The sequence below is a fragment of the Atopostipes suicloacalis DSM 15692 genome (assembly GCF_900129085.1).
In the GTDB taxonomy this organism is placed as follows: domain Bacteria; phylum Bacillota; class Bacilli; order Lactobacillales; family Carnobacteriaceae_A; genus Atopostipes; species Atopostipes suicloacalis.
Genome location: NZ_FQUF01000031.1, coordinates 11,800 through 27,695, shown reverse-complemented (window position 1 = coordinate 27,695; position 15,896 = coordinate 11,800). Strand labels below are relative to the sequence as shown.

14 protein-coding genes are annotated in these 15,896 nt (G+C 35.3%); 2 read left to right on the top strand and 12 right to left on the bottom strand.

Annotation, left to right across the window (positions count from 1 at the left end):
- The coding region (locus tag BUB96_RS08865; RefSeq protein ID WP_143274309.1) for a helix-turn-helix domain-containing protein at window positions 1-226 on the bottom strand (226 nt) is incomplete at its 3' end.
- A gap of 249 nt (window positions 227-475) precedes the next feature.
- Here BUB96_RS08865 and BUB96_RS08860 point away from each other — a divergent pair.
- Both BUB96_RS08860 and BUB96_RS08855 read left to right on the top strand, forming a co-directional pair.
- Complete coding sequence (locus BUB96_RS08860; protein ID WP_073298493.1) at window positions 476-1,078, top strand: CYTH domain-containing protein; 603 nt, start codon at window positions 476-478, stop codon at window positions 1,076-1,078.
- A 123-nt stretch (window positions 1,079-1,201) separates the two neighbouring features.
- Window positions 1,202-1,858, top strand: a complete 657-nt coding sequence (locus BUB96_RS08855) for a DsbA family protein (protein WP_073298492.1) — start codon at window positions 1,202-1,204, stop codon at window positions 1,856-1,858.
- A 67-nt stretch (window positions 1,859-1,925) separates the two neighbouring features.
- Here the strand turns inward: BUB96_RS08855 and BUB96_RS08850 are convergent, their stop codons facing one another.
- The 11 genes from BUB96_RS08850 to spx form a co-directional block, all read right to left on the bottom strand.
- A complete protein-coding gene (locus BUB96_RS08850; RefSeq protein WP_073298491.1) occupies window positions 1,926-3,776 on the bottom strand; it encodes an alkaline phosphatase family protein in 1,851 nt (616 codons plus the stop codon).
- A gap of 232 nt (window positions 3,777-4,008) precedes the next feature.
- A complete protein-coding gene (locus BUB96_RS08845; protein WP_073298490.1) occupies window positions 4,009-6,744 on the bottom strand; it encodes a CotH kinase family protein in 2,736 nt (911 codons plus the stop codon).
- Window positions 6,745-6,765: 21 nt separating this feature from the next.
- Window positions 6,766-7,065, bottom strand: coding sequence for a hypothetical protein (locus BUB96_RS10185; protein WP_084137078.1), 300 nt, complete (start codon window positions 7,063-7,065; stop codon window positions 6,766-6,768).
- A gap of 120 nt (window positions 7,066-7,185) precedes the next feature.
- Window positions 7,186-7,425, bottom strand: coding sequence for a hypothetical protein (locus tag BUB96_RS10180; protein ID WP_084137075.1), 240 nt, complete (start codon window positions 7,423-7,425; stop codon window positions 7,186-7,188).
- On the bottom strand, window positions 7,419-8,108 hold the full coding sequence (locus BUB96_RS08835) for a polyphosphate polymerase domain-containing protein (RefSeq protein ID WP_073298489.1): 690 nt from the start codon (window positions 8,106-8,108) through the stop codon (window positions 7,419-7,421). Before BUB96_RS08835 ends, BUB96_RS10180 begins: the two co-directional genes overlap by 7 nt.
- A gap of 508 nt (window positions 8,109-8,616) precedes the next feature.
- A complete protein-coding gene (pepF, locus tag BUB96_RS08830) occupies window positions 8,617-10,428 on the bottom strand; it encodes an oligoendopeptidase F (protein ID WP_073298488.1) in 1,812 nt (603 codons plus the stop codon).
- 53 nt (window positions 10,429-10,481) lie between these two features.
- On the bottom strand, window positions 10,482-11,669 hold the full coding sequence (locus BUB96_RS08825) for a competence protein CoiA (protein WP_073298487.1): 1,188 nt from the start codon (window positions 11,667-11,669) through the stop codon (window positions 10,482-10,484).
- 88 nt (window positions 11,670-11,757) lie between these two features.
- Window positions 11,758-12,438: an adaptor protein MecA gene (locus BUB96_RS08820; RefSeq protein ID WP_073298486.1), complete on the bottom strand. Its 681-nt coding sequence runs from the start codon at window positions 12,436-12,438 to the stop codon at window positions 11,758-11,760.
- Window positions 12,439-13,636: 1,198 nt separating this feature from the next.
- On the bottom strand, window positions 13,637-14,620 hold the full coding sequence (locus BUB96_RS08815; RefSeq protein ID WP_073298485.1) for a nuclease-related domain-containing protein: 984 nt from the start codon (window positions 14,618-14,620) through the stop codon (window positions 13,637-13,639).
- Window positions 14,621-14,809: 189 nt separating this feature from the next.
- Window positions 14,810-15,088 (bottom strand): CsbD family protein, encoded by a 279-nt coding sequence (locus tag BUB96_RS08810; RefSeq protein WP_073298484.1) that lies wholly within the window; start codon window positions 15,086-15,088, stop codon window positions 14,810-14,812.
- Window positions 15,089-15,284: 196 nt separating this feature from the next.
- The gene (spx, locus tag BUB96_RS08805) at window positions 15,285-15,701 is read right to left on the bottom strand and encodes a transcriptional regulator Spx (protein WP_073298483.1); all 417 of its coding nucleotides are present in this window, start codon (window positions 15,699-15,701) and stop codon (window positions 15,285-15,287) included.
- Window positions 15,702-15,896 lie beyond the last annotated feature (195 nt).

Here is a 15,896-nt window from a genome sequence, read left to right as displayed (position 1 = left end):
CTATATATTCTTTTACTTCTTTTTGATAACCATTAATCGTTTTAATTTGAGTGGTTGTTCCTCTATTAATTTCACGGGTAACGGTTGATCTGTCTCTATCTAATAAACGAGCAATCTCCGACTTGCTTTTTTCTTCTTTCAGCCATCTCTCTATATCTTCTCTTTCAGTTTCGTTCAAATGTGTATAAGTCTTGATCTTTTTTGTGTTAGAATTTAATTTGGACATGAAGATTCTCCTTACTTTTGTGTAGTGACTAAAGTATAACAAATCTTCATGTCTTTTTTTGTTTCTAACTGGTGCACTTCAGTTTACAATACACCCTATTTTCCTAACTATATAATAATATCGGTTTTATTTTCTAATGTTTTAAGGAATGTAACGTTTATTTCTAATAAATATCTATAAACGTTTCCCTTTGCTTTTATCTCTAATTTGAAGTATTCTATATTTATTAAATAGTCTGAGGGGATTTTAGTGGAACAAAATTTTGAGATTGAGTTTAAAAACTTGTTGACAAAAGATGAATATCTAGGACTTTTGGATAAAGAATTTCCAGATAATTCTAACCTAAGAAGTAAAAAAGCAATCTATCAAGCAAATTATTATTTTGATACTTCAAATAAAGATTTGAAGAAACAAAATTCCGCTTTACGGGTTAGAATCACAGATTCAACTAATGAAATGACTTTAAAAGTACCTTATCAAGGTTTTTTAATGGAAAATAATCTCCATTTGAGTAATAATAAAGCTTCAGAAATCATAAATAATAAACAAATTGTATTATCCTCTTTTAATTCTCCAGATAATGATTTTTCATTTTTAGATCAAAAAATTAAAGATTCCACTTTTTATCTATTTAATTCATATCAGACAAAGCGTTTTGAAAAATCGGTTAAGAATCACTTAATCGTATTAGATGAGACTACTTTTCAAAATGGTGTCATTCACTATGAACTGGAAGTTGAAAGTAATGATGAAGATGAAGGAAGAAAATTTTTTGAATCGATTTTAAGAACGTACGGGGTCCCTATTCGAAAAGCAAGTCCTAAAATTCAACGTGCGGAAAAAAATCAGTAGGTACTTTTATTTCAGTGTTTTAGCTATAAGATGCAATTTGATTCTATTATAAAAAAATTTCTGTTAGGCTTAAATTATAAATACAATGTGTATTTAAATCATAATTATGTAGGTGTGTTGATAATGAGCAGTCAATTGATCGAGATTTTTCTTTTCGTTGACCCGCTAGGAAAACGATGCAACAACGCGAGGAAAATCATTAGTAAATTTAAAACAGAACGTCCAGAAAGAATTAAAGTTCGTGTGATTCCTATGGTAAATTTCAGTAAAGTTTACCGCCACACACGTCGACAAAGTGTATCATTGGATTCTTCCATCGTCGATCAAAACAATCAATTTTCTAACAATACCTATCAAGCTTGCTTAGCTTTTCATGCGAGTGCTATGCAAGGAAAAAAGATGGCACATAAGTTTTTAGAAGTTCTACAAGAGCAAGTTGTCGAGGAAGGCCTTCCTTATACAGATGAATTGATGTACAGTATTGTTAAAAATATTGGCTTAGATGTAGAAATGTTTACCGAAGATTACGAATCCGAATTGACCGAGAAAATCTATAAAAAGAACTTAAACATTGCCGCAGAAATGAAAGTGAAAAGCACCCCTTCATGTATCATTTTTAAAGATGATGATGAAGAGGAAGCTATCCGATTAAATAAAGAAATTGAAAAAGAGATTCTGCATTCTTTATGCGGAATTGATAATTCACTTAAACCAAAAGCCGATGATGACGAAGTGTCGAAGGAAAGTAAGTTAGAAAAGAATGTATTGAAGTTAAAATGATGTAAATTACTATAATTTACAAAACACGCTCCGTTTTCTCAATTAGGAAAATGGAGCGTGTTTCTTTTTAATTAAAAAAATTAAGATCTTGTGAATACTGATTTCCAGTTGTGATATCGTACATTAATAGTGAATAATCTTTTAAAATTTGCGTCGCTTCAGCATTTAGCTCATCTCTCGAATATAATAATGTTGTACTATCTTTTTCGAGATACATCCTTTTATCGACTACTGGTAACTGTCCCTGTAATTCTTTTAGTAGTGCCTCATAGGGTGTAATCTTAATATCAAGAATATCTGTTATATAGTTACTTAAATAAGCTGGACTAATTAGGTTTATTTCACTATCTAAATCAGTTTCATTACTATAAACAAAAAACGGAGTTTCATATAGCGTTTTTTCTTCATTGTTTTTTAGTACATCCCCTCCATAAAATCCAGGCAAATGATCTCCCCAAAATATTAATAAAATGGGTTCTTTAAAATTATCAATTTGTTTAATGAATGATTTTAAAGCTCTATCACTATTCTCTAAATCTTGGAAGTAAGCATTGGCTTCTTCTGGATTACCACTACCTTCTACTTCAAAATCTACCTCATCATATTTTTCTTGATAGCTTGTATGATTTTGCATAGTAACTAAATGAATAAAATCAGGATTAGTAGAGTTTTCTATCACATCAAATATTTCTCGATAAGCTGATTGATCAGAAATATATCGATGCGTCTCTGAAACTTTATCTGTATATTTCATGTTATCTTGATGAAGAAATTCATCAAATCCCAGGTTTTTATACACATCATTTCTTCTATAAAAAGTAGAAATGTATGGATGAACCGCTGTTGTCTTATAGTTTAAAGATTTCAATCTCTTAGCCACAGATGGAAAATTTATCATTTGTGTTGTTAGTTGTATATAGGGTGATGTAATTTGAGAAGCAAAAGGTTCCATAAGAAAACCAGTTAATACTTCAAATTCATTTGTAGCAGTACCACCACCAAAGTTTGGTGCTAAAATATTTCCAGTTAAAGTATTTTTAATTATCTCTCTATAATTTATAAGTGGATCTTTATCGCTATCTATTCCTACTAAATTAAAAGGATCTGAAAAGCTTTCATTCATTACAAATAAAATATTTGTGTCTAAATCACTACCACTTTTACTTTTATTTGTCTGTTGAGAAATTTCAAAATATTTTTCGTAAATATCTTCTATTGCACTTTTAGAATAATTTTCTGGCATATTCATAGGTGGAGCTTTCAAGTTAGATAAAAAACCTGCTACAAAACCATTATCCGAATAGTTTTTGCTCTGATTATAGTCTACCCAGTGAACATGATTGTTATACATTGCTTTTACTTTATTATCAGGATAATTAAATCTTCCGATATAAAATATTAAATAAAGAGATCCTATTCCTCCAAGGATTCGGAGAATAATTTCTTTTTTTGGAATGGATGAATTCTTACTTTGTTTTACTATATATTTATAAAATACAAACAAGAAAATTAATAGCGTTACGAAAATTAGTATTAGAAAAAATGCTTTTTTAATTCCTATCATCGCCATTAAAGAAGGTAATTCTCTTATCATATAAAATTCATTAGGAAATAATGGTTCTGCTCTGAGTAGGTTTTTATATCTTGTTATTGTTCCAATAATTCCTGCAAGGGTAATAAGTATTGTCCCTCCAAGAAAAGAACTACCAAATAATGAAGACAATAAAATATAAAATACAAATAAAATACCTGCCCCTAATAAGAATACTTCTGTCCGAGTCTCAAGCATTACTCTACGTGCTACTTCAAAATTATAGTTATAAAATAAAAAATCAATTATAAAATGTGATAATAAAGAACTAACAATTCCAATAACTAACCAAATAAAGATTTTTTTGTAATTATTAATTTTTTTCAAGAGAATCTCCTTATCTTTTAATGTAACTGTTTAGCCTTAATTGTATAGTACTACACAAAGATTGTAAATAAATTTTATATTTAATGATAAAACGATTAACATAAAAAATTTCCAATTTACCATTAATGTAAAGTTTTTTGAATAGATTGCTTAAGAAAATAAAATAATATGCTCCTCAAAAGTTAGCGTAATTTCTAGCCTTTGAGGAGCATTTTAGATTTATTTAACTTCTTTACTGAGTAAAGACTGCTCGTATATTTAAATCATTAGATGGAACTATCTCAGTACTTTGTTCTTGAGCATCGATTCCTTCCCAATGAGAAAATTCGTAGCCTTCTTTTGCGACGGCTTCTACGGTGATTGGAATATCTTTAAAGTACGTTCCAGACCAAGTAGTTGTAGTCGTATTTCCTGGTAGTTCAGAATTAATATCAATCGTATTTAATCGAACATAACCCATATCATTTTCATTTTCTATACTCACAGTAATTGTATTATCAATGTCGAATTCATCCATAATGAATCCTCGTAATGTTTTTGGCCGTTCTTTAGAGAAAGTATATTTATTATCTATAAACATTTTCCATTCATCTACAGACTCAATAGCTCCCCACCGATCAATTTGATGTGGTATTTCATTTTCCAAATCTTGAGACATTTCATCAATTTTCTGGCTAGTTACTTTTTCTGAAAAATAACTGTTCATTAAATCATTCATTCGATTTAAAAAATCATTTTTAAATTCTTGATTACTCATTAGTGATCGAAAAAGGAAATTTGGCCAAGTTTGTGTACCAGTACGCCCATCATATTCATCCATTACATAATCTATCGTGTTGTGCAAATGATTTATAGGGTATGGTTTTGCGCCAAAGGGTTCATCTGAATAATAAAAACCATGATCCGTATCAAATAAAAGCCAACGCCAACGTCCATCTTGACCATAAGGAGCATCTTTTTCATAATTATCAGTAGTCTTCCGCCAAAATTTAATGTTGTTATGTGGCCAATCTCTGTTTCCAAAAAATATTTCTGCTGCAAAATAATCTCTAAAATTTTCTGTATCCATTAAGGTTTGGATATATTTAAAATTCTTCTCTTTTTCAAGTCCATTTTCTTGAATATATTTAATCATATTTCGATAATGGTACGTATCCGAATTTCCGCCTCTATATAACGAGCCGTCGTACTCTAAAATCGCTAAATCATTTTTATCAATATTATAGTGTGTCTTAAGATAGTATTCATCAAATCTTTCTCGAATATTTTGAACTCCATAGTACTCACCATTCAAGAAGACAATCGCTGGTCGATAAGCTTGCGTATCCACGGTGCCAAAAGGCTCTACTAATGATTGCATCAGTCCATCATTAAACATCGTCTGACTCCAATCATTTCCGGAGTTTCTTAATAACAGTCGCTTAAATTCTGTTAGAGTTCCTTCACCATTCATCTTTTCTAGCCCATTAAAGAAATCATAAGCCATATAATTTTCCGTATCGTATTCACTTTTTGCGTATAATCTTAAAGATTTTTGGACATATCCTCTACTTGCACCCCCATGAATTCTCACACCTAATTCTTGTTCCAGTGCTAGGTTCCCACCTGTTTCAAAGAAATCTAAGTGTACCGGTCGTTCCCAGTCACTTCCGCGATTTGTAGCATTTTCATCAGTATAAATTCCAATTTCTTCATCGAATAAATTGTCTGGGTCGGTGACTAGAGAAAATACGGGTAAATCGAAGCGTTCATCCATATTTTCATTCACAAAATAAGACTTTGTGATTGTCTCGCTCATGGTATTATTTTCTGAGAGTGCTTTTGCACGTACAACGGTCATTGTGTTGTCATCTTTTGTTTCTATTTGGATCGGTTCTTCATAAACTGGAGAATTCAAAGTTGGCTCTGAACCATCCAAGGTATAATAAATGGTATTCTCTTCTGAGTTTTCTGCTATTTCTAATTCAAACTCTTTATCATAAAATCCAGATTCTTTAGATAACTCAGGGGCTTCTAAAGTGTAAAGCATTCTTTTAGGTCGAACTTCTCCTTGAAGGGCACCTTTTTGCCGTAATCTTACAATGATATTAGGATCAATACTTTCAAACCCTGTGTCAATGGCATTAAACCTTTGAAGTTTGGTTAGTTTCTTTAAAAATTCACCGTTATCATCAATGGGGACATCGCGCATAATTAGTGTTTCTAAATTGACTAGTTCACTAATGGGTTCTAACGAAGTAATTTCTGAATCTGAATGAATATTCAAATAGGTTAATCGGCTTAGATATTTAATCGGTTCTAAGGATTCTATTTTGTTGTCTCTTAGATTTAACTTTTTTAATCGGGTTAGGGTTTCAAGTGGTTCAATATCTGTAAATTTATTTTCTCTAAGGTCTAATTCAGTAAGTCTTCGTAGATTAGAAAGTGGTTCTAATTCTTCAATATGGTTATCTCTTAACTCTAACTTTCTTAAAGAAACCATCTGTCCCAGCATAGAAACATCTGATAATCTTGTTCCTTTGCCTTCTTCATCGCGTTTTACGTTGTGGCGAAGACTGAGGTCTCGAATATTTAAAAATAGAATATCTTCAAAATCAATTTCATCTAGATCCGTTATTTCATTGTTTCGCAGGCTTAAAGTTTCAAGTTTGGTTAAATTTTTGAGTGGTTCGACGCTTTTGACAAAATTATCTTCTAAATTCAAATCTTTTAACTCAGGTAAAGCTTCAATTCCTTCCAAGCTTTCTATCCCATATCCTGTTGCGTCAAGCACCTGCAACATTTCAACGTCTTTAGGTTCAAGGGTTCCTTCTTCTTGATCAATTGCATCGCGAACCGCTTGTTCTAAACCTGGATCTTCAAAGTCAACGGCAGAATTAGTCGGTCGAAAAGACCCTACAAGAAGGAAAATAGATAAAAGTATAAGTAATAAACTCATGATATTAAATAATGTATAGTTTTTTTTCATAATTCCTCCTGTTCCATTGGCTTAATATCGTAAGGATCCATCATGATCTAATATGGAGACATTAAATATGGAATTTAATGAGCCAATTTCTCTCACTAAGCCCTCTCCATCGTCTGTTTGGATTTCATAAATGACATCTAAACTACCTTTATTGAGGTTTCTAGATTTTATAGTATAGTAAATGCCATTTTCATCTAAGAGTTCATTTAATTCAGGTTCAAATTCTTGGTTTTCACCATTGACGACAAGTAATCTTGGCGCTTCTTTCAACTCTAGTTGATCTAATGTAAATAAGGCAATCGTTACAATTACCGCCGTCATAATGGCCAGACCATAGATTTCTGTCCCCCGAGATAATTCCCGTCGTAATCGCCCAAAAAGTAAAGGCTAAATCCATCGGGTCCTTTAAAGCGGTACGGAATCGAACAATCGATAAAGCACCTACCTCCCTAATGACACGACTAAGTTCGCCTGCATCGCTACCACAATAGCGGCAGTTAAAATCGTGATGACAGGTAAGGTTATATTAAAACTTTTTGAATAAAAAGACTCTTTCGAAATCATTCGATAAACGAAAAAGATATAAAGACTCATTAAGGTTGCGAATAATAAAGCAAATAACATCCTTCTATATGACATTCCAGCACTTCTAGTTAAAAAATCGACAATATCTGTTACCAAGCAAATCCTTCTCCTTCTGTTTGTAAGTGACTAAAGTAAAATTTTGAAAATGTAGTTCTTTCTAATTGACCAGTTTCGATGGTTTGAGCGATGAATTCTGGTAGAATCCCATCATATTTGACCTCAAATACGTGTTGATTTGCAGGTAACAAAGGGGTTTTAGGAATCTCATCTTCTAAAAACAAATCGAATTGATGGGAGTATGAAATATTTCGATCAAACGTAATCCGAATATTTCCCGTATCATAAACAAACGCACTTCGTTCATATTCGACAATCACACTCGGTCTTAATAAATGCATCTGCATATCTAGATATAGCATTCTAAGGGGCCTCGGATCCTTGGGATTGAAACGTAGCGTTCTATTTATAATCTCATTATATTTTTCTATAGAAAGTGTGCAACTTTCTTTAAAATTTCTATCTTTTAATTTGTGTTTGATTTCTAATCGAATGAACGCTTTCGGATCGTCATAAACACGAATTCGATATTTCTTTCTTTCCTCGACCCCTGCATCATTTTCACGATAAGATTTTCGTTCATACGTATCAAAATACATACTGCGAATCCTATAAGAATCATCTTTTTGATGACTGTCATGAAAAAGAATTGGGTTTAATTTTCTTTGCATAATTTGCAGGGTAGATTCATCGACTAAAAATTTTTGTTCATTTCTATACACTGTAGCACCTCCTCTATGCTCTTTTATTTATTTGCTGAAGACCTTTTTACAGGCTAAAAAAGAAATTACAGAACGAATAATTTCTTTGTCCGTTATATTTTCTTTTCTCTACTCGCTTAATTGTTAAGTAATCAATAAAATATAATGCTTCCAATTAAACATTATAGCCCATAATTAGAATAAATCTAGGTTTTTCGTAAATATTATGTAAAGAATGTTACAAGAAATTGTGAAGAAGTTAGGACTTAATTTTATAAGGGACAGACGGCTTGGACGCGAAAGCTAACATTGGCGTCCAAGACTCCCCTATCTTGGACACATAGGTGGAAGTTCACGTCCAAGCGCTCACTTTTCAGCATTTCTCAGACGCGAAACGGGCTTTTCGTGTCCAGCCTCTCCCCATTCTGGACGTCAACTGGGCTGTTCGCGTCCAAGCGGCATCTTCTTTGGCACATAAAAAGGATACATTCGATTTGACTGTATCCTTTTAGTGTTTATTTACTTTTGATTAAAGTTCTTCTACGATTTCTTCTAATTGATTGAGTCGATCTTCGAAGACTTTCATGGCGCGTTCGATATAGTCTTTATTGGTCATGTCGACGCCTGCTTTTTTCATGACTTCGATTGGGAAGTCACTGCTTCCTGCTTTTAGATAAGTGAGATAATCTTCTAAAGCATTTTCTTCTTTATTAATGATTCGGTCGGCCAAGGCTGTAGCTGCACAGAACCCAGTTGAATATTGATAGACATAATAATTCATGTAGAAGTGAGGGATTCTGGCCCACTCTAATTCAATGCCTGCAGTATTTTCAACGGCTGGTCCATAATATTTATCGTTGACTTCTCCGTATTTTTCACTTAAATAATCTGCAGTTAATGGTGTGCCCGCTGCAGCTTCTTCGTGTGCCCAATGTTCGAATTCTGCAAATTGGGTTTGACGGAAGACGGTTCCTTTAAAGCCATCTAAGTAGTGATTTAAAATTTGCGCTTTTTGTTCGTTCGATGTGGCATGTTCTAATAAATAATCGGTTAATAAGTTTTCGTTAGTGGTTGAAGCAATCTCAGCTAGGAAAATCGAATAGTCTCCGTAAACATAAGGTTGATTATTTCTTGTAAAGTAACTATGGGCACTATGTCCTAATTCATGAACCAAAGTATATAAGTGATTCAATGAGTCATGCCAGTTTAATAAAATATAAGGTGCAGTGTCATAGGTTCCGGATGAATATGCCCCGCTTCGTTTTCCTTTGTTTTCTACGATATCAATCCATCGACTATCAAAGGCTTTTCCGAGGACTTCTTTGTATTCAGGCCCTAAAATGTTTAAAGCATCAAATGTGGTTGCTGTTGCTTCTTCATAGTCGTATTTTAGACCCGATTCGCCGATCATGGATACGTATAGGTCGTACATGTTTAGCTCGTCGACGTTTAGCAATTTTTTGCGTAGTTCCATGTAGCGGTGGAGTAGGTGTAGGTTGTTATTGACGACTTCGATTAGAGTGTCGTGCACTTCTTCTGGAATATGGTTGTTTGAAAGGGCACGGTGTCTGGCGGAATGATACTTGTGTGTTTTGGCCAGGTAATTATTTTTCTTGACGTTGGTTTGGAAGGTGCTGGCGAATGTGTTTTTGAGTCCGCCATACACTTCGTATAAAGCTTCAAAGGCTTCTTGGCGAACGTCACGCTTTTTACTTTCAAGTAGTTGCCCGTATAAGCCGTGAGACAATTGAACTTCTTCGCCGTCTTCATTGGTGACGGTTGGAAATTCGATGTCTGCGTTATTTAAGATAGCGAAGGTTTGTTGGGAGCCATCGAGGACGTCTCCGGCTTCTGCTAGCAAGCCTTCCATTTCTGCTGAAAGGACGTGGTCACGGTTGGCGGTAATATTTTGAATGGCGTGACGATATAGCTCTAGGTCTTTATTGTCTTCAAAATACTTTTCGAGTTTTTCTTCGGGTAATTCAAGAAGTTCTGGCTCGAACCATGATGTCGCGGCGGCTGCGTTTGTTGCTAAAGTCATCGCCCGGTTATTCATGGCTTGGTATGTATTGTTTCCGGTATCTTGGTCGTTTTTTAGATGCGAATAGACATACAGATTTTCCACTTTTCGCATCGCTGCGTGAATGGTTTCTAGGACGTTTAATAATTGGTCTGCCCCATTAGCTAAAGTTCCTTGAAATTCGTTTAGTTTGGCCACTTCTTTTGCTGCTTCGTCGTATGCTTTTTCCCAATCTTCGTCGGTTTTAAAAATTGTGGTAAGGTCCCATGTTTTTTCGATAGGGACTTCTTCTCGTTTTGGTAATTGTTTGCTCTCTGCCATCTCGATTCCTCCATTTTTTTAATACACCTATCTTATCATATTCGAGAGAAAATTTAAAAAATAGTGTGCGAAAATTCATCAAATTTTAATTTATCTTCTAAAAACTTGTAGCGTTTGGCTGGGTGGTGAAAGCTCCACTTTTGGTTGCTCATTTTTTTGACGCATTGGCTTTGAGTGAGCACTTCTAAAAATTCGTAGAGTGGTTGTAAAGCTTGTTGCGTTGTTATTTGTGTCATCTCGTAAAGCTCCACTTCCCCTTGCTTGAACCAATTTGCGAGACTTTTCTTGGTGATAATCTTATATTTAGACTGGCTTTCTAGCCAAAGCAGCAACCGATATTTCCACAAATAAGAAAAATCCTGAATACTCCACTCACTTGGCAAAACCGTATATAACTCTTTGGGCATGGACACCAAATTCTCATTCTCCTGATACAGCGCTTGCTGAAATGCACTCATTTTCTCGGCGCGCAAATGAAGCAATTGCTGGTGTCGTTTCTGAAGATCTGGCCTCTGTTGTGGAAACTTATTTTCGGTCCACTTTGGCAGGTTAAATGCCTCCCCAAAGACGAGCTTTCTTTGCTGGCACCGCATCCGCTCTTGCGGGTTCAAATAAAACCCATCCCGTATCCACAGCTCTTCTTTTTCTGTATCATAATGAAAAAGATTGAGTTCTTTATTCAAACAGGCTTTATGAAAAGCCGTGAGGCGATTTTTATATGTAAATTTTTTACCGAGTATCCAGACAACTTCATATTCTGCCTCTAAGTAACCACGCGTTCGCTCGACTACTTTTTCTATGGGAATCGGACTGCATTGAAATTCGAGCGCAATGGGTTTTGGGCTTGTATAAACGAGTAAATCGGGTCGTTGTTTTAATGCCGGTAAATAAGCTTCGATTGCTACTTGCAGGCCGAGGGTCTTTAGCCACTGACTGAGTTGTATTTTACCTTCTACATGCTCGAATGTCTCACCTTCTGCAAACACATCACAGGCGTCATTTTGAAAGTGAGCAAAGTGGGGCCGAATGATGGATCCGAGTTTGAGGTGAACGGGTTTGTGACAGGACGGGCAGTAGTAGGTTTGATTTTTGTTGAGGGTTGGGTCGGCTAGGATGAGTTGCTGGTTTTTATTTTGGGCGATTAAGATAATGGCCACCTCCGCAAATGTTCTTATATATATAATTTGCATAAAAAGGCGATTTTCTTGTGGGGAATTTGATTTTTTTGAAGTTTTTGGCACATTAAAAACCGCCGGAGCGATTCTCTCAAATTGCTGTCATCGTTTGAGAGTGTTACGTGTCGCTTCGTGCGGTTTTGTTTGCTGCTTTTTAGTTGTTAAAGTGGTGGTTGATGGTTTCTAATGCAACATCATCAATTAATAGTTTGCCGTGTTCTGCTAGAACGTCTGAGTTTAGTTGGCTTTCTTCTCCGTATTCTAAGACGATGGCTTGGTCCTCTTTTGGTGTGCGAGGGGACAATTCGTCATTTAGGAGGAAGAATTCGATATAATACTTCCCGTCCATTTGGTATAAGCTCGAGAGTCCAGTGTCATTTGTGTAAATTTTTGAAAGTTGAATGATTTGTTCAAAGTACTTAAATTCTACTACAAATTCATGACTGTCTGATTCGGATTCGTAGGAGTCGAGTACGCCGTCTTCTTTTTTCATGTCGTCGTATGTTTTGTTGTTTTCAAAGCGACTGTAGTCACGGTCATAGTATGAGTCGTCGAGATCTCCGAATTCTGAGCCGGATAAGAAATTTTCATGTATATCTGAATTTTTGCTGATAAATAGTTCTAAGCCATTTCGGTTGGGCATCACTTGAAAGGTGACTGCATCAGATTCTTGGAATTCATCATCAATATCCACTTCTTCTAATATACTATAGAAGAATGTTTCGATTTGCTTTTGATTGCCTAATAAATCTAAGAATGTATACCCACGCGCTTCTAAATCGTCATTTTCGATGCGAACGCGGATGGTATCGTCATTTATATGTTCTATTTCCATTGCTTACACCTCATTCCTTCATCTGATGATAGTTGTTAAATTTGATAAATTTGATAAATTGGTATCAACTCTAATTGTAGCCTATTTTAGCAAAATGTAAAGCATAAGACTACTTAGAAATTAGAAAATGTTTGTTTTTAGTTAAGACACACTCTTCCATTCTTATTATAGCTGATATTTAGGCTTTTTGAAATGAAAGGGCTTGGGGGATGGGGATATATTGTGGAAATTAGTGAGAAAGCGAAGTAAAATGTGTAGCTCGCGTGCGGGTGCTCTGCTCGGCGTGTGAGCTAGTCTCGCTCGCGTGCGGGGAATGTTCTCCGCGTGTGAGCTCGAGCTTTTTTAGGGAGCTCGAGTGCCGATGCTCTGCTCGGCGCGCGAGCTAGCCTCGCGCACGTGTGGGCGCCACGCCCCGCACGTGCGCTCTTATTCATTTCACTATATTCACTCTTTTATAAACTTTTTAGAGTTAATAAGCCTCTCTTATTTTCTTTATTAGAGGGAGAGATTTCGCTGCGGGGCGAAATCTGACGACTTTAGTTCTTTTTTACTTAGTATTTGCTAGTAAAATAGATGGGGAGTTTGCGGAAAGTACTCTAATTATTTAATGTTCATAGGTGAGCGGAAGGGAAGTCATTATCTGCCTCTTAATCTTTTTTTATTACTCGCCCCTTTTGTAAATCTTCTTAAGAAGACTTTTGTTTTGTAAAAGCTTATCTTTCTTATGGTTTTAGGATGTTGAAATTTGCGTGGGCAAATTTCCTCTTTCTTAATTTAAAAGAGAGATTTCGCTGCAGGGCGAAATCTGACGACTTTAGTTCTTTTTTACTTAGTATTTGCTAGTAAAATAGATGGGGAGGTCACGGAAAGTACTCTAATTATTTAATGTTCATGAACGAGCGGAAGTGAAGTCATTATCTGCCTCTTAATTTCCTTTTAATATTCTTCTTAAAAATAAGGATTTTTTATAAAAATCTATCGTTTTTAATGAGCTCGAGTGCCGGCGCTCTCTTCGGCGTGTGAGCTAGCCTCGCTCGCGTGCGGGCAATGTGCTCCGCACGTGAGCTCACCTATTTTAGTGGAGCTCGAGCGCCGACGCTCTCCCCGGCGTGTGAGTGGGCCTCGCTCGCGTGCGGACAACGTGCTCCGCACGTGAGCTCCGACTTTCAGACGTTTTCTCCTCGTAAAATAAGTAAAATTAAAGATTTAACATTGATTTGAGCTTTGAAAAGTCTGTGACGGTATAATAACTCTCGCTTGATTTTTTAACAGCGCTAAAATACTGATTCAATAAGTTTAGCAGATACGTTCTCGAAACTTGATGGTCTATGAAATGAAGCAGATGATTTATAGTTAACCTCTTATCATGATTTAAAACAGCATAATCATATATAGCGCGCAAAGTTGCTATTTCTCGATCCTCTTTATATCCACAACGACACTCAATGTTAAATCTATTCACTTTTATATGAAATCCGTGGCATTTTGCGCACTGAATTCCTCTTTTAGCAGTCGCCATTTTTTCTTTTGAAATAGCCTCTGGTAAAAAAGAGTTTTCAATTTGGTAACTGGTTAATTTTTCCAATATGGCGTCTTGGTTGGTTATTAGGCGGCGGTTTTCTTGTTCTTCTTTTATGATTTGATCGATATACCATTTCAAATAGCTTCTTGGGGTGATTTTTATATCGGAGACTTCTGACTCCATAAATACTGCATTGTTTATTCCTGTAAAAATAGTGGCGCCTTCTACCTGAATGTTGGGATTGATTTCACTAATGATTTCTTGTACGTTCCGGTAATTGCGTCGTGTTTGATGGATGGGGTTAAAGGTTTTTTGCTTGTTATTTATTTTAACAAACCCGTCTTTATACACAAACTCGCCTTTGTAGTTTTTGATTTCGAAGACGTAGATTTTATAGCGGGTGATGAGGAGGAAGTCGCATTCGAAGGGACCAAAATAATTCATCCACAAATTGGGAATACCTAGCCAATGCGATTTTCCATATTGATTTAAATAATCGGCGACGATTTTCTCACCGGCTACTCCGGCGATGAGGCGACGTAGTTTGTAAGTTTCTTCATCGGTCCTCAGCAAATGGCGCCGATCAGCGGCTTGGTAAAAATCGAGCTCGGTAGGTTGTTTGGCTTCTTCTTTTTGCAAATCCGTTTGGTAGATGTACATTTAAATGCTCCTATCTAAATTTCTCTCTATATATATGATTTGCATTTTTTGCCGATTTTCTTGAAATTATTTTAACTTTTTTCAAAAATCTTTCCAGAGAAGCCATTTCACAACAAGAAAATACTATTCCACCAGCGTTTTGAGCGTTTGGGTGAAATAGTATTTTTATTTGTTTTATTCTTTTTTAAATTAGCTCATCTCGTCGATGGCACGGATTACAAAGTATAGTCCGCTGACAATTAACGTAAAGCCGACAATCATGGAGATTACAGATTTTTCATCTACATCCATATCCATATCTGGTAAATCAGGACCTTTGTCTTTCATATGCGCCATTTTATGCTGTGCTTTGTCTTTCATGTGGCCATATTTATGTTCGGCTCTTCCTTTTAGCTCTCTACCTTTGTCATCTGTCATCTTCCCAACAACTTCATTATACTTTCCTTTTACTGTGTGCTTGTTCGGCATACCCTTTCCTCCTTCAAATCTTAAAACTTTTAATGAAAGTTTCCGTTAGTTAACTTATTCTTATTATATTTGACATCGCAGAAAACAACAAGCAAAGCACTTTTAAAATTCATTTTTAATCATTCAAAAAATCCACCGTCCGAGTCTCCTCGTTCAATGGATGTAGGTTTACTATTTAAAATTTAGCTTTTGACGTTTATTCTGCCATCTGATCAAACGTGGCAATCATACTTTTCGCCTTGTTCAATTCGCGCCTTCTCACTTTTTTCGGAACAAATTGTCGTATTTCACTTTCATTATAGCCGATTTGAATACGGCGATGATCAATGATTATCGGTTTGCGCAAAATTTCGGGATGGTCATAAATCAGCTCATATAACTCCTGCAATGACATGTCCTCAATATCTATTTTTAGGCGCTTAAAAGCTTTGGAACGCGTCGAGACAATTTCTTCCGTTCCTTTAGCGGTTAAACTTAAGATTTTTTCCAGCTCCGTTTTCGTCGGAGGCTCTTCCATGATATTTCTTTCAATAAACGGAATATTATATTCTTCTAGCCATGCATAAGCTTTACGACAGGATGTACAGCTAGGAGATAAATAGATGATAATCATTGGTTTATCTCCTCTCCAAAATCAAATCACTCGTTTTTTGAAATTATTAGGATTAATAGTACTAAATATAATAAAAATCTCATCAAAAATCAATATAATTCCGAATATTTCCTAAAATTCGCAGGATATTATTCAGTTTCCTCCCCTCTTCTTCGCAAAACACGATGAAGAAAGAATATAATACTTAATTCCAAA

Coding starts and splice junctions, on each gene's coding strand:
- BUB96_RS08855 (WP_073298492.1), top strand. CDS start 1,202: ATGAGCAGTCAATTGATCGAGATTTTTCTTTTCGTTGACCCGCTAGGA.
- BUB96_RS08845 (WP_073298490.1), bottom strand. CDS start 6,744: ATGAAAAAAAACTATACATTATTTAATATCATGAGTTTATTACTTATA.
- BUB96_RS10185 (WP_084137078.1), bottom strand. CDS start 7,065: ATGACGGCGGTAATTGTAACGATTGCCTTATTTACATTAGATCAACTA.
- pepF (WP_073298488.1), bottom strand. CDS start 10,428: ATGGCAGAGAGCAAACAATTACCAAAACGAGAAGAAGTCCCTATCGAA.
- BUB96_RS08820 (WP_073298486.1), bottom strand. CDS start 12,438: ATGGAAATAGAACATATAAATGACGATACCATCCGCGTTCGCATCGAA.
- BUB96_RS08815 (WP_073298485.1), bottom strand. CDS start 14,620: ATGTACATCTACCAAACGGATTTGCAAAAAGAAGAAGCCAAACAACCT.
- BUB96_RS08810 (WP_073298484.1), bottom strand. CDS start 15,088: ATGCCGAACAAGCACACAGTAAAAGGAAAGTATAATGAAGTTGTTGGG.
- spx (WP_073298483.1), bottom strand. CDS start 15,701: ATGATTATCATCTATTTATCTCCTAGCTGTACATCCTGTCGTAAAGCT.